This is a genomic window from Actibacterium naphthalenivorans, from assembly GCF_014196965.1.
Lineage (GTDB): Bacteria > Pseudomonadota > Alphaproteobacteria > Rhodobacterales > Rhodobacteraceae > Actibacterium_A > Actibacterium_A naphthalenivorans.
The window spans coordinates 165,310-179,001 of sequence record NZ_JACIEQ010000003.1 but is presented as its reverse complement, the minus strand read 5'-3'; the positions used below and the strand labels follow the sequence as shown (position 1 = coordinate 179,001).

General features: G+C 63.8%; 12 protein-coding genes. 9 read left to right on the top strand and 3 right to left on the bottom strand.

Annotated elements, in window-relative coordinates; genetic code table 11:
* Nucleotides 1-2: 2 nt before the first annotated feature.
* Complete coding sequence (locus GGR17_RS12125) at nt 3-836, bottom strand: prephenate dehydratase (RefSeq protein ID WP_054539802.1); 834 nt, start codon at nt 834-836, stop codon at nt 3-5.
* 116 nt (nt 837-952) lie between these two features.
* Here GGR17_RS12125 and GGR17_RS12120 point away from each other — a divergent pair, with 116 nt between their 5' ends.
* The 6 genes from GGR17_RS12120 to GGR17_RS12095 all read left to right on the top strand — a co-directional run bounded on the left by GGR17_RS12120 (nt 953) and on the right by GGR17_RS12095 (nt 8,089).
* Entirely contained in the window at nt 953-1,465 is a 513-nt protein-coding gene (locus GGR17_RS12120; protein ID WP_054539801.1) for a c-type cytochrome, read from the top strand.
* Nucleotides 1,466-1,568: 103 nt separating this feature from the next.
* A complete protein-coding gene (locus tag GGR17_RS12115; protein WP_054539800.1) occupies nt 1,569-2,099 on the top strand; it encodes a flavin reductase family protein in 531 nt (176 codons plus the stop codon).
* A 280-nt stretch (nt 2,100-2,379) separates the two neighbouring features.
* Entirely contained in the window at nt 2,380-4,194 is a 1,815-nt protein-coding gene (locus GGR17_RS12110) for an extracellular solute-binding protein (RefSeq protein WP_235974493.1), read from the top strand.
* 21 nt (nt 4,195-4,215) lie between these two features.
* Nucleotides 4,216-5,370 (top strand): microcin C ABC transporter permease YejB, encoded by a 1,155-nt coding sequence (locus GGR17_RS12105; protein ID WP_054539798.1) that lies wholly within the window; start codon nt 4,216-4,218, stop codon nt 5,368-5,370.
* Entirely contained in the window at nt 5,367-6,482 is a 1,116-nt protein-coding gene (locus GGR17_RS12100) for an ABC transporter permease (RefSeq protein WP_173585967.1), read from the top strand. The genes GGR17_RS12105 and GGR17_RS12100 overlap by 4 nt, the downstream gene beginning before the upstream one ends.
* Nucleotides 6,479-8,089, top strand: coding sequence for an ABC transporter ATP-binding protein (locus GGR17_RS12095; RefSeq protein WP_054539796.1), 1,611 nt, complete (start codon nt 6,479-6,481; stop codon nt 8,087-8,089). The genes GGR17_RS12100 and GGR17_RS12095 overlap by 4 nt, the downstream gene beginning before the upstream one ends.
* An 18-nt stretch (nt 8,090-8,107) precedes the next feature.
* Here the strand turns inward: GGR17_RS12095 and hemN are convergent, their stop codons facing one another.
* Nucleotides 8,108-9,463, bottom strand: coding sequence for an oxygen-independent coproporphyrinogen III oxidase (gene hemN, locus GGR17_RS12090; RefSeq protein WP_054539795.1), 1,356 nt, complete (start codon nt 9,461-9,463; stop codon nt 8,108-8,110).
* A gap of 62 nt (nt 9,464-9,525) precedes the next feature.
* Here hemN and fnrL point away from each other — a divergent pair, with 62 nt between their 5' ends.
* Nucleotides 9,526-10,272, top strand: a complete 747-nt coding sequence (fnrL, locus tag GGR17_RS12085) for a transcriptional regulator FnrL (protein WP_037209727.1) — start codon at nt 9,526-9,528, stop codon at nt 10,270-10,272.
* A 31-nt stretch (nt 10,273-10,303) separates the two neighbouring features.
* On the opposite strand, the gene GGR17_RS12080 is transcribed toward fnrL, so the two are convergent.
* Nucleotides 10,304-11,143, bottom strand: coding sequence for a universal stress protein (locus GGR17_RS12080; RefSeq protein WP_037209726.1), 840 nt, complete (start codon nt 11,141-11,143; stop codon nt 10,304-10,306).
* A 204-nt stretch (nt 11,144-11,347) separates the two neighbouring features.
* Between GGR17_RS12080 and ccoN the strand changes: the two genes are divergently transcribed.
* Nucleotides 11,348-12,946 (top strand): cytochrome-c oxidase, cbb3-type subunit I, encoded by a 1,599-nt coding sequence (gene ccoN, locus GGR17_RS12075; RefSeq protein ID WP_054539794.1) that lies wholly within the window; start codon nt 11,348-11,350, stop codon nt 12,944-12,946.
* Nucleotides 12,947-12,957: 11 nt separating this feature from the next.
* Nucleotides 12,958-13,683, top strand: coding sequence for a cytochrome-c oxidase, cbb3-type subunit II (ccoO, locus tag GGR17_RS12070; RefSeq protein WP_054539793.1), 726 nt, complete (start codon nt 12,958-12,960; stop codon nt 13,681-13,683).
* Nucleotides 13,684-13,692: the final 9 nt, after the last annotated feature.

Here is a 13,692-nt window from a genome sequence, read left to right as displayed (position 1 = left end):
GGTTACCGGCGGCGCGGATCGGCCGGGTAAACCCCCAGAAGCCCCACATGCGAGGTGAAGTAATCCAGCTCTTCCAGCGCAAGCTGGACGTTGCGATCGTCGGGGTGGCCCTCGATCTCGGCATAGAACTGGGTCGCGGTGAAATGGCCGTTGATCATATAGCTTTCCAGCTTGGTCATGTTCACGCCGTTGGTGGCGAAGCCGCCCATCGCCTTGTAAAGTGCGGCGGGGATGTTGCGCACCCGGAACACGAAGCTCGTCATCATCCCGGCCGACCCGCGCCGCTTCAGGTCGGGCTCGCGCGCCATGACCAGAAAGCGGGTGGTGTTGCGGTCGTGATCCTCGATATGGCGGGCCACCACGTCCAGCCCGTAGATCTCGCCCGCCAGCTCCGAGGCCAGCGCCGCGTTTTCCGGCTCTCCCAGCGCGGCGATCATCCTGGCCGATCCGGCGGTATCGGCGCCGGTGCGCCCCTCGATGCCGTTTTCGCGCAGGAACGCCCGGCACTGGCCCAGCAGAACCGTGTGGCTGGTGGCGGTGCGTACCTGCTCCAGCCGGGTGCCGGGCACGGCCAGCAGGTTGATATGAACCCGCACGAAGGCTTCGTCGATGATGTGCAGGCCAGAGTCGGGCAGCAGGTGATGAATGTCGGCGACCCGGCCATAGGTCGAGTTTTCAACCGGCAGCATGGCCAGATCCGCATCGCCCTTGCGCACCGCCTCGATCGCATCCTCGAAGGTCTTGCAGGGCAGGGCCTGCATGTCGGGGCGGGCTTCGCGGCAGGCCTGATGCGAATAGGCGCCGGGCTCTCCCTGGAACGCGATGCGTTGTGTCATGGTGTCTTTTCCGTTTCCTGTGTGCCTCTCCGGGGCTGGAGGCGGTAACTACACCTTGCATCCGGGCGATGGAAGCGCATAGATATCCGCGAATTCGGGACTAACGGGATCGCGACATGTTCGACACTATGACCTTGACCAAAATCATCGGCGGGTTCTGCGGCGCCTTGCTGATTTTCCTTCTGGGGGGCTGGGCGGCCGAGGCGCTGTACAGCACCGGTGGCGGTCACGGCGATCACGCCGAGCAGGCCTATGTGATCGACACCGGCGAGGGAGAGCCGGAGACCGAGGCGGTCGAGGTTGCCTTTGCCGACGTTCTGGCCGGCGCCGATCCGGGCAAGGGCGAGAAAGTGTTCGCCAAATGCAAGGCCTGCCACAAGCTGGAAGATGGCGCCAACGCCACCGGCCCGACGCTGTTCGGCGTGGTCGGGCGTGAGGTCGGCGTTATCGACGGGTTCCGCTATTCGGGCGCGCTGAAGGCGGTGGCCGATGTCTGGACGCCAGAGCACCTGAACGACTTCCTGACCAACCCCAAGGCCTTCGCCCCGGGCACGGCCATGTCCTTCGCCGGCCTCAAGAAGGTCGAGGATCGCGCCAACCTGATCGCCTTTCTTGAAACGAATGGCTGATCCGCGCGTTCCGGGCTGAAGTTTGGGGTCGCTCCTGCGGGGGCGGCCCTTTTTCGTTGGCACGGGCGGCTCCGGCCGCGCGGGCGCAGCAAGGAGCACCGGAATGCACGATCTGCCGCTTGAAAACGTCTATCAGCTTCTGGAGCCGGGGCCGGTTGTCCTGCTGACAACGGCGCATGAGGGGCGCCGCAACGTCATGACCATGTCATGGCACATGATGGTGGAGTTCACACCGCCGCTTGTGGCCTGTGTCGTCAGCAGCGCCGATCACAGTTTCACCGCGCTGCGGGCCACGGGGGAATGCGTCATCGCCATTCCCGCGGTGGAGATGGCGCAGCAGGTGGTCGGGATCGGCAATTGTTCGGGGCGCGATATCGACAAGTTCGCGGCCTTCCCCGTCACGCCGCGCGATGGCAGGGCCGTCGCGGCCCCGCTGATCGAAGAATGCTTTGCCAATCTCGAATGCAGGGTGGTCGATACCCAGCTGGTGCAGAAGTTCAATCTGTTCGTCCTCGAGGTCGTGCAGGCATGGACCGACCCGCAACAGGCCGCGCCGAAAACGATTCACCATCACGGCTACGGAAATTTCATCGTGGACGGCGCCGCGCTTTCGATTGAATCGAAGATGCCGTAGCGCATGGGCTTCGTCGCGGGCCCCGCGAAGAAAGCCGCAACGCGCGGAGAGTGCCCGCCGCCGCCACACTATTGTGTCGTGCGCACGCCTGCTCACGGAATCTCAACTTGAACATCGGGGCACGAGGCCCTTAGCTTCGTGTAACGGATCTTTCATGGTTCCGGCCAACAGGAGGCGATTGATGACAAAGACCCGCACGGCCTGCGCGACAGCCCTTGTCCGGGGCGCCCATCCCCCGGCCCCTTTCCGCGCCGCCCTGGCCGCCACGGTCCTTGCCCTGATGCTGCTGATGACGGCGCTCGCCGCCCGCGCGCAGGATGGGGTCATCACATCCCACGGCATCTCGACCTTCGGCGATCTGAAATATCCCGCCGATTTCCCGCATCTCGATTACGTCAACCCCGAGGCGCCCAAGGGCGGCGAGATTTCGATCTGGGGCTTCGGCGCCTTCGATTCGATGAACCCCTTTTCCACCAAGGGCCGGGCCGAGGGGCTGTCGTCGCTCCCCTATGAATCTCTGCTGGCCGGCACCGCCGATGAAACCAGCGCCTCCTACGGCTTGCTGGCCGAAAGCCTCGAATACCCCGAAGACCGGCGCTGGGTGATCTTCAACCTGCGCCCCGAGGCGCGGTTTTCCGATGGCTCGCCCCTGACGGCCGAGGATGTGGTGTTTTCCTACGAGCTGTTCCGGGCCAAGGGCCTGCCCAGCTATCGCGCGGTCCTCGCCCGTCAGGTCGAAAGCGCCGAGGTGCTGGGCCCGCACCGGGTAAAATTCACCTTCAAGGAGGATGTGCCGACCCGCGACCTGCCGCAGATGGTGGGGGGGCTCTCGATCTTCTCCAAGGCCGATTATGAGGCCAACGGCCGCGACCTGGAGGAAAACTCGCTGGAGCCCTTCCTCGGCTCCGGCCCCTATGTGCTCGACGAGCTGGACGTGGGCAAGCGCGCGGTCTACCGGCGCAATCCCGATTACTGGGGCGCCGATCTGCCGATCAACATCGGGCGCAACAATTTCGACCGTATCCGCCGCGAATATTACGCCGATTACAACGCCGCCTTCGAAGGGTTCAAGGCCGGCAACTACACGTTCCGCGATGAAGCCTCGTCAAAGATCTGGGCCACCGGCTATAATTTCCCCGGCGTGGAAAAGGGCTGGGTGAAAAAGGCCGAGCTTCCCGACGGGGCCATCGCCACCGGCCAGGCCTTCCTGATCAACCTGCGCCGCCCGCAGTTTCAGGATCCGCGTGTACGCCAGGCGATCGAGATGATGTTCAATTTCGAATGGTCCAACGAAACCCTGTTCTACGGCATCTACAGCCGCGTCGATTCCCTGTGGGAAAATAGCTATCTCGCCGCCGAGGGGCTGCCCTCGCCCGAAGAGCTGGCGATCCTCGAGCCGCTGGCCGAGCTTCTGCCCGAGGGGGTGCTGGATGGCCCGCCGGTCTCGCCCACCGTGTCTTCGGCCTCGCGCCAGCTCGACCGGGGCAACCTGCGCGCGGCCTCGGCCCTGCTCGACGAAGCGGGCTGGCCGGTCGGGGATGACGGCATCCGCCGCAACGCCGCCGGAGAGACGCTGCGGGTGGAGTTCCTGAACGACAGCCAGACCTTCGACCGGGTGATCAACCCCTATGTCGAGAACCTGCGCCGCCTCGGCGTCGACGCGCGGATGGAGCGGGTCGACAGTGCCCAGGCCACCAACCGCGAACGCAGCTATGATTTCGACATCATCACCGATCACCTGGCGATGGGTTATGTGCCGGGCAACGGGCTGAAACAGTATTTCGGCTCGGAAACCGCCGATACCTCGGTGTTCAACAAGATGGGCCTGAAAAGCGCGGCGGTGGACAGCCTGATCGACACCGTGATCGGGGCGGAAAGCAGCGAAGAGCTGATCGTGGCCGTCAAGGCGCTCGACCGGGTGCTGCGGGCCGAGCGGTTCCGCATCCCGCAGTGGTACAAGGATGCCTACACGGTGGCCTATTACGACATGTACGAACATCCCGATCCGCTGCCGCCCTATGCGCTGGGCCATCTGGATTTCTGGTGGTACAGTGCCGAAAAGGCAGAAAAACTGAAGGCCGCAGGGGCCTTCTGATAAAAAGAGCAGTAAAAGCCAATGGGCGCCTATATCCTTCGGCGGTTGTTGCTGATCATCCCGACGCTGATCGGCATCATGATCATCAACTTCACGCTTACCCAGTTTGTCCCCGGCGGGCCGATCGAACAGATCATCGCCCAGGTGCAGGGCGAGGGGGATGTGTTTCAGGGCATCGCCGGGGGCGGCGATGTCGGCGAGACGATGGGGCAGGCGGCGGCAGACCGCTATGTCGGCGCGCGCGGCTTGCCGCAGGATTTCCTGGATGATCTCGAGGTACAGATGGGCTTTGCCCGCATCGTCTGCGCCGAGGGCTATGAGGGCGCGCCGGATATCGCCGCGCCCGAATGCGAAAAGCAGGACATTCCGATCGTGGAACGCTTCCTGATCCTGATGGGCAATTACATCACCTTCGATTTCGGAGAGAGCTATTTCCGCTCGGTTTCGGTGATCGACCTGGTGATCGAGAAAATGCCCGTCTCGCTGACGCTGGGCCTGTGGTCGACGCTGATCGCCTATCTGGTCTCGCTGCCGCTGGGCATCCGCAAGGCCGTCAAGGACGGCACCCCGTTCGACACCTGGACAAGCGGCGCCATCATCCTGGGCTATGCCATCCCCGGCTTTCTCTTCGCCATCCTGCTGCTGGTGCTGTTCGCGGGCGGCTCGTATTTCCGCTGGTTCCCGCTGCGCGGCCTCACCTCCGACGGGTGGGAGGATTTCAGCCTGCTCCACAAGATCGGCGATTACTTCTGGCACATCACCCTGCCGGTCGTCGCCTCGACGATCTCGAGCTTCGCCACGCTGACGCTGCTGACCAAGAACTCCTTTCTGGACGAGATCAAGAAGCAATATGTGATCACCGCCCGCGCCAAGGGGCTGAGCGAGCGGGCCGTGCTCTATGGCCACGTCTTCCGCAACGCGATGCTGATCGTCATCGCCGGGTTTCCGGGCCTGTTCATCAGCGTCTTCTTCGGCGCCTCGATCATCATCGAAACCATCTTCTCGCTCGACGGGCTGGGCCGGCTGGGGTTCGAGGCCGCGGTGGCCCGCGATTACCCGGTGATCTTCGCCACGCTTTACGTGTTTGGCCTGATCGGGCTGCTGGTCGGGATCCTGTCGGATCTGATGTATGTGCTGGTCGATCCGCGCATCGATTTCGAAAGCAGGGAGACATGAGCATGTTCGCCCTCTCGCCGCTCAATCGCCGCCGCTGGCGCAACTTCACGCGCAACCGCCGCGCCTATTGGTCGCTGATCATCTTTTCGGTGCTGTTCGGCCTGTCGCTCTTCGCCGAGGTGCTGGCCAACGACAAGCCGATCCTCGTGCGCTATCGCGGCGAAACCTTCGTGCCGATCTACAATTTCTATCCCGAAACCGCCTTTGGCGGCGATCTGCGCACCGAGGCGGTCTACCGCGATATCGAAATCCAGTGCCTGATCGTCACCGGCGGCCTGCTCGAGTGCTGGGACGACCCCGAGGCGCTGATCGAGGATGCGCAGGACGGCGCCATCGCTGGCGCGCCGATCGAAAAAGGGTTCCTGCTGTGGCCGCCGATCCCCTACAGCTATGCCACGATCAACGATATCGGCGGCACCGCGCCCTCGGCCCCCGATCGGGATCACCTGCTGGGCACCGACGATACCGCGCGCGATGTGCTGGCGCGGGTGATCTACGGGTTCCGCCTGTCGATCATCTTCACCCTGATCGTGACCACGGTCGCCTCGGCCATCGGTATCGTCGCGGGGGCGGTGCAGGGGTTTTTCGGCGGCTGGACCGACCTGATCTTTCAGCGGATCATCGAGATCTGGACATCGACCCCCCAGCTTTACATCATCATCATCCTGTTCGCGATCCTCGGGCGCAGCTTCTGGCTGCTGGTGTTCCTGACGGCGCTGTTCGGCTGGCCCGCGCTGGTGGGCGTGGTGCGGGCCGAATTCCTGCGGGCGCGCAATTTCGAATATGTCCGCGCCGCGCGCGCGCTGGGGGTGTCGAACCGGGTGATCATGTTCCGGCACATGCTGCCCAATGCCATGGTCGCCACGCTGACCATGCTGCCCTTCCTGATCACCGGCGGCATCGGCACGCTGGCCTCGCTCGATTTCCTCGGCTTCGGCCTGCCGTCCTCGGCCCCGTCGCTGGGCGAACTGACGCTGCAGGCCAAGCAGAACCTGCAGGCGCCCTGGCTGGCCTTCACCGCCTTTGTCACCTTCGCGCTGATGCTGTCGCTGCTGGTGTTCATCTTCGAAGGGGTGCGCGACGCGTTCGACCCCAGAAAGACCTTTCAATGAGCGGTGTGTTGCAGGTCCGCGACCTGAACGTCAGCTTCCGGCAGGACGGGCGCGATCATGTCGCCGTCAGGGGCGTGTCCTTTGATGTGAACCGGGGCGAAACCGTCGCGCTGGTCGGTGAAAGCGGGTCGGGCAAATCCGTCACCGCGCTTTCCACCGTGTCGCTGCTGCCCGAAAGCGCCAGCGTCAGCGGCTCTGTCACCTATGACGGCGATCAGATGGTGGGGGCCGATGCGGCCCGGCTGCGCGCGGTGCGCGGCAATGACATCAGCTTCATCTTTCAGGAGCCGATGACGTCGCTCAACCCGCTGCACACGCTGGAAAAGCAACTGGCCGAAAGCATCGTGCTGCATCAGGGCCTGCGCGGCCCGGCGGTGCGGGCGCGGATACTCGAACTGCTGGAAAAGGTCGGCATCCGTGATCCCGAAAGCCGGCTGGGCGCCTATCCGCACCAGCTTTCGGGCGGGCAGCGGCAGCGCGTGATGATCGCCATGGCGCTGGCCAACGGTCCGGGCCTGCTGATCGCGGACGAACCGACCACCGCGCTGGACGTGACCATCCAGGCCCAGATCCTCGAGCTTCTGGCCGGGCTGAAGCGCGAAGAGGGGATGAGCATGCTGTTCATCACCCATGACCTTGGCATCGTGCGCAAGATTGCCGACAGGGTCTGCGTGATGAAGGATGGCGAGATCGTCGAATCCGGGCCGACCTCCCGTATTTTCGACGATCCGCAGCACCCCTATACAAAGATGCTGCTGGCGGCAGAGGCGGCGGGCCTGCCCGGTCCGGTGCCCGAAGGCGCCCCCGAGGTGCTGCGCACCGATGCGCTGCGCATCTGGTTTCCGATCCAGCGCGGGCTGATGCGGCACGTCGCGGGCCATGTGAAGGCGGTGAACGAGGCGTCGATCTCGGTGCGGGCCGGCGAAACGCTGGGCGTGGTCGGCGAAAGCGGCTCCGGCAAGACCACGCTGGCGCTGGCGATCATGCGGCTTATCTCTTCCGAAGGGGGGATTCATTTCGACGGGCAGGATATCCAGGGCTGGAAAACCCGGCAGCTTCGCCCGCTGCGCCGCGACATGCAGATCGTGTTTCAGGATCCGTTCGGCTCTCTCTCGCCGCGGATGACGGTGGAACAGATCGTGGCCGAGGGGCTGGGCGTGCACGGGGTCGAGAAGGGCCAGGACAAGCGCCGGATGGTGGCCGACATCCTGACAGAGGTCGGTATGGACCCGGCGATGATGCACCGCTACCCGCATGAGTTTTCCGGCGGCCAGCGACAGCGCATCGCCATCGCCCGCGCGATGATCCTGCGGCCCAGGCTTCTGGTGCTCGACGAGCCGACCTCGGCGCTCGACATGACGGTGCAGGTGCAGATCGTAGAGCTGTTGCGGCGGCTGCAGCAGAAGTACCGGCTCGCCTATCTGTTCATCAGCCACGATCTGAAGGTGGTGCGCGCGCTGTCGCACAAGGTGATCGTGATGAAACAGGGCGATATCGTCGAGTCGGGCGACAGCCACACGATCTTCAACAATCCGCAATCGGCCTATACGCGCACATTGATGCAGGCGGCCTTCGATCTGAAGCCGGGGCAGGCGCTGGAGGCGTAACCGCGCGCCCGCTGCGGCTCAGATGGCCGAGCTGTGGCCCGCGTTCGACAGGTCATAGGCATCGAAGCCGCGCGCGATCATCCGGGTCAACGGCCGGGCATGGGGCGGAATGGCGAAGCCGCCGGATCTCAGGTCGATCATGTCGGGAAATCCGCTGGCAACCGTGCGGAACAGCTCTTTCAGCTTTTCCTCGGCGATGCCGAACCGCGCCCTGATCTCGGCCGCGTCGATGCGGAAGTCGCACATCAGCGCCTCGATCAGCCGCGCGCGCAGCCTGTCATCCTCGCTGAACACATGGCCGCGCCCGGTGGCGAAACGGCCCTCGCGGATGCGCCCGGTATATTCCGAGGTCGCGGGCAGGTTCTGGGCATAGCCCTCGGGAAAGCGCGAGATCGAAGAGGCGCCAAGCCCGATCAGCACCTCCGACGTGTCATCGGTATAGCCCTGAAAATTCCGCCGCAGCCGCCCCGTGCGCTGGGCGATCTCCAGCCCGTCGCCGGCGCGGGCGAAATGGTCGATCCCGATTTCGTGGTAATTGTCCCACAAGAACAGCCGCCGGGCGGTTTCGAACAGGCCCAGCCGCTCTTCCGGGGTCGGCAGCGCCTCCGACGGGATCATCTGCTGGCGCTTGGCCATCCACGGCACATGGGCATAGCCGTAGAGCGCCACCCGGTCGGGCGCGAGCGTAAGCAGCTTCTGCACGCTGTCGGCGATCCGCTCCTTGGTCTGGTGGGGCAGGCCGAACAGGATATCCGCGTTCAGGCTGGCGATGCCGCGGTCGCGGATCATCTGCGCCGCGTCGCGCGTCACCTCATAGCTTTGAATGCGCCCGATGACCGATTGAATCTCGGGGTCGAAATCCTGCACCCCGATCGAGGCGCGGTTCATCCCCGCCGCCGCCAGCGCGTCGAGCCGGCCGGCGTCGATCTCGTTCGGGTCGATCTCGACCGAGAATTCGGCGTTTTCGGCAAGCGGCAGCACGGCGAAGATCGCATCCGCCAGTTCGCGCATCATGTCGGCCGACAAAAGCGTGGGCGTGCCGCCACCCCAATGCAGCCGCGCCAGGCGCAGCCCCTCGGGCAGGCGGCGGCCAAGCTGCGCGATCTCTTCCTTCAGCGTATCCAGATAGGCCCGCACCGGCCCGACGCTGCGCGTTCCCTGTGTCCGGCAGGCGCAAAACCAGCACAAACGGCTGCAGAACGGAACGTGGATATAAAGGGAAACCTGCGACGCGGGCGGGATCTGGTCGATCCACCCCCCAAAGGCAGCCTCGTCCACCGACGCGGAAAAATTTGGTGCCGTAGGGTAACTGGTATACCTTGGGACACGCGCGTCAAATAGACCGAGCCGCATAAGTTGCGATTCTATAGTCATTGACTTACGTGTATGGGTGGAAAACGGTCACAACTTTGATCGAAATCAAGTGAGACACCGCGATGGCACTACAAGAAAATGTCCGCACACATATAGATTGTGGCGACTGCCCGATTCGCCACCGTGCCGTGTGCGCGCGCTGCGAATCGGATGAGCTGAAGCTTCTGGAAGAGATGAAGTACTACCGGACCTACGAGGCCGGTCAGACCGTCATCTGGTCGGGTGACAAGATGGATTTCGTCGCGTCGGTCGTCGAGGGGATCGCCACGCTGACCCAGACCATGGAAGACGGCCGCACCCAGATGGTGGGCCTGCTGCTGCCCTCCGATTTCGTCGGCCGCCCCGGCCGCGACCAGGCCGCCTATGACGTCACCGCGACCACCCGCCTGACCATGTGCTGTTTCCGCAAGAAGCCTTTCGAAGACATGATGATGAACACGCCGCATATCGGCCAGCGCCTGCTCGAGATGACGCTGGACGAGCTGGACGCGGCCCGCGAATGGATGCTGCTTCTGGGCCGCAAGACCGCGCGGGAAAAGATCGCCAGCCTGCTGGCCATCATCGCCCGCCGCGATGCCACGCTGAAACTCTCCAACTCCCGCGGCCAGGTCGTGTTCGACCTGCCGCTGACGCGTGAGGCGATGGCCGATTACCTGGGCCTCACGCTGGAAACCGTCAGCCGCCAGATCTCCGCGCTCAAGCGCGATGGCGTGATCGAACTCGAAGGCAAGCGCCACGTCACCGTTCCCGACATGGAGCGCCTGCTGGACGAAACCGGCGATGATACGGACGGCGGCGTTTTCGCCTGAAAAGCCGCCGGCCGCTGTGTCAGCGGCCCGGTCAGTGGGCCATCAGCACCGGAACCTCGGCGTTTTCCAGCATGCTGCGGGTCGCGCCGCCAAGGATCGCCTCGCGGAAACGCGAATGGCCGTAGGCGCCCATCACCACCATGTCGGCCTCGATATCCTGCACATGGCGGTTCAGCACGTCTGAAATGCGCGGCATGGTCTTGGCCAGCACCGCGATCTCGGCCCGCACCCCGTGGCGGCCCAGCATCTGCGACAGCAGCCCGCCGGGGTCCGACCGGTCCGGCCCGTGCTGCGGCGGGTCGATGACGGTGATGTTCACCACATCCGCCGCCTGCAGCATCGGCAGCGCCGCGCGCACGGCGGCAAGCGCTTCCGTGCTTTCGTTCCAGGCAACGACGACGCGCTGGCCCATCGCATCCGCGTCGGTCTTGGGCGGGATGATCAGAACCGGCGCGCGGCCGTCGAACAGCGCCGCCTCCACCGTTGCCTCGTCCTCGATGCCCTTTCCCTCGCCATAGGGTTTGGGAACCACCACGAGATCGGAAAACCGCGCCCGATGCGCCACCAGGTTCGACAGGCCGGCAATCTGCGCCACCGCCGCCTCGGATGACCAGCGCACGGTTTCCGGCGCCATCCGCGCCCGCACCGCCTTTTCGATCGCGGCGGAATCCTCCTGCGCCTTCTTCAGGGTTTCCTGCAGCAGCATCGCATTCGCGCCGGCGTAGTAATAGCCGGTCTGCGTCCGGTCGATGCCCAGACACAGGATATCCAGATGAGCATCTTCACGCGTGGCAAGCTGGATCGCCTGATCAAGCACGGCGGTTTCAAGTTTTGGGTCGGTCACAACCGTCAGAATCGTCTTGTAAGCCACCGGAACACTCCTTTGGGACTGGTTGACATCCTAGACATAACCTATCCCTGCGACGAATTGGCAGCCTTGACCGAGATCAACCGGCAACCCATGGCGCATTGACATGGATCAAGGTTGCCGCCGGCCCGGAGCGGCATACCACAAAATGTGGAAAATTGCCCCGTGCCGGGACGAATCGGAACGGGAAGGACGAAGGGACGCAGGATGTGGGATTATCTTAAACTGGCCATATTTGGCATTATCGCGCTGCTTGCCGCGATCGCTGCCAACTATGCCCGCGATGCCGCCTATCTGGTGAACGCGCTGACGGTGATGCTGGTCGCCGGCGGCATGTTCCTGTGGACGGTACGCACCACCGGAGAGCCGAAACCGGCGCCGGATACCGGCTACATGGACGGCGTCGTGCGGGCCGGTGTCATCGCCACCGCCTTCTGGGGCGTCGTCGGCTTTGCCGTGGGCACGTTCATCGCATTCCAGCTTGCCTTTCCGGCGCTGAACTTCGACTGGGCACAGGGCTATTCGAACTTCGGGCGGCTGCGCCCGCTGCACACCTCGGCGGTGATCTTCGCCTTTGGCGGCAACGCCCTGATCTGCACGTCCTTCTACGTGGTTCAGCGTACCTCGGCGGCGCGGCTGTGGGGCGGCAACGCCGGCTGGTTCGTCTTCTGGGGCTACAACCTGTTCATCGTGCTGGCCGCCACCGGCTATCTGCTGGGCGCCACCCAATCCAAGGAATACGCCGAGCCCGAATGGTACGTCGACTGGTGGCTGACCATCGTCTGGGTCACCTATCTGGCCGTGTTCATGGGCACGATCTTCAAGCGCAAGGAAAAGCACATCTACGTGGCGAACTGGTTCTACCTGAGCTTCATCGTCACCATCGCCATGCTGCATGTGGTCAACAACCTCAGCGTTCCGGTGTCGATCTTCGGCTCCAAGTCGGTGCAGGTCTTCGCCGGTGTGCAGGACGCGATGACCCAGTGGTGGTACGGCCATAACGCCGTGGGCTTCTTCCTGACCGCGGGCTTTCTGGGGATGATGTATTACTTCGTGCCGAAACAGGCCGAACGCCCCGTCTATTCCTACAAACTGTCGATCATCCACTTCTGGGCGCTGATCTTCCTGTATATCTGGGCCGGTCCGCACCACCTGCACTACACCGCGCTGCCCGACTGGGCCTCGACGCTGGGCATGGTGTTCTCGATCATGCTGTGGATGCCGTCCTGGGGGGGGATGATCAACGGCCTGATGACGCTTTCGGGCGCATGGGACAAGCTGCGCACCGATCCGATCATCCGCATGATGGTGGTCTCCGTCGGCTTCTACGGCATGTCCACCTTCGAGGGCCCGATGATGTCGATCAAGGCGGTCAACAGCCTGTCGCACTACACCGACTGGACGATCGGCCACGTGCATTCCGGCGCGCTTGGCTGGAACGGCATGATCACCTTCGGCGCGCTCTACTTCCTGGTGCCCAAACTGTGGAACCGCGAGCGGCTCTACAGCCTCTCCATGGTCTCCTGGCACTTCTGGCTGGCGACGATCGGCATCGTGCTCTACGCCTCGTCGATGTGGGTGTCGGGCATCATGGAAGGCCTGATGTGGCGCGAAGTCGACGCGCAGGGCTTCCTGGTGAACTCCTTCGCCGACACCGTGGCCGCCAAATTCCCGATGTACGTGGTGCGTGGGCTGGGCGGGGTGCTCTACCTTGCCGGCGGCATCATCATGTGCGTCAACCTGTGGAAAACCGTCACCTCGGTTTCGGCGAAAGCCGAAGCGCCCGGTGTGGTTCCGGCTGAATAAGGACGACAGCAATGGCTATCCTCGACAAACATAAAATCATCGAGAAGAACGCGTCGCTGCTTCTGGTGTTCAGCTTTCTGGTCGTGACCATCGGCGGGATCGTGGAAATCGCACCGCTCTTCTACCTCGAAAACACCATCGAAGAGGTCGAAGGCGTGCGCCCCTATTCGCCGCTGGAACTGGCCGGGCGTGATGTCTACGTCCGCGAGGGCTGCTATGTCTGCCACAGCCAGATGATCCGCCCGATGCGCGACGAGGTGGAGCGTTACGGCCACTACAGCCTCGCCGCGGAATCGATGTATGACCATCCGTTCCAGTGGGGCTCCAAACGCACCGGGCCCGATCTGGCCCGCGTGGGCGGCCGCTATTCCGACGAATGGCACGTGGATCACCTGCGCAACCCGCAGTCGGTCGTGCCGGAATCGGTGATGCCGAAATACGCCTTCCTCGAGCGCAAGATGATCGACGGCAAGTATATCGCCGACTCGATGAAGACGCATCGCGTGGTGGGCGTGCCCTATACCGACGAGATGCTGGAAAACGCGGTGGCCGATTTCACCGTCCAGATCGACCCCTGGGGCGATACCGACGGTCTGCTCGAGCGTTATCCGGGTGCGCAGGTGCGCAACTTCGACGGCGCGCCGGGCATCTCGGAAATGGATGCGCTGATCGCCTATCTGCAAATGCTCGGCACGCTGGTTGATTTCTCGACCTTCGAGCCTGTGGCGAACCGGTAGGGGGCGAAG

Coding starts and splice junctions, on each gene's coding strand:
- GGR17_RS12125 (WP_054539802.1), bottom strand. CDS start 836: ATGACACAACGCATCGCGTTCCAGGGAGAGCCCGGCGCCTATTCGCAT.
- GGR17_RS12120 (WP_054539801.1), top strand. CDS start 953: ATGTTCGACACTATGACCTTGACCAAAATCATCGGCGGGTTCTGCGGC.
- GGR17_RS12115 (WP_054539800.1), top strand. CDS start 1,569: ATGCACGATCTGCCGCTTGAAAACGTCTATCAGCTTCTGGAGCCGGGG.
- GGR17_RS12110 (WP_235974493.1), top strand. CDS start 2,380: ATGCTGCTGATGACGGCGCTCGCCGCCCGCGCGCAGGATGGGGTCATC.
- GGR17_RS12105 (WP_054539798.1), top strand. CDS start 4,216: ATGGGCGCCTATATCCTTCGGCGGTTGTTGCTGATCATCCCGACGCTG.
- GGR17_RS12100 (WP_173585967.1), top strand. CDS start 5,367: ATGAGCATGTTCGCCCTCTCGCCGCTCAATCGCCGCCGCTGGCGCAAC.
- GGR17_RS12095 (WP_054539796.1), top strand. CDS start 6,479: ATGAGCGGTGTGTTGCAGGTCCGCGACCTGAACGTCAGCTTCCGGCAG.
- hemN (WP_054539795.1), bottom strand. CDS start 9,463: ATGACTATAGAATCGCAACTTATGCGGCTCGGTCTATTTGACGCGCGT.
- fnrL (WP_037209727.1), top strand. CDS start 9,526: ATGGCACTACAAGAAAATGTCCGCACACATATAGATTGTGGCGACTGC.
- ccoN (WP_054539794.1), top strand. CDS start 11,348: ATGTGGGATTATCTTAAACTGGCCATATTTGGCATTATCGCGCTGCTT.
- ccoO (WP_054539793.1), top strand. CDS start 12,958: ATGGCTATCCTCGACAAACATAAAATCATCGAGAAGAACGCGTCGCTG.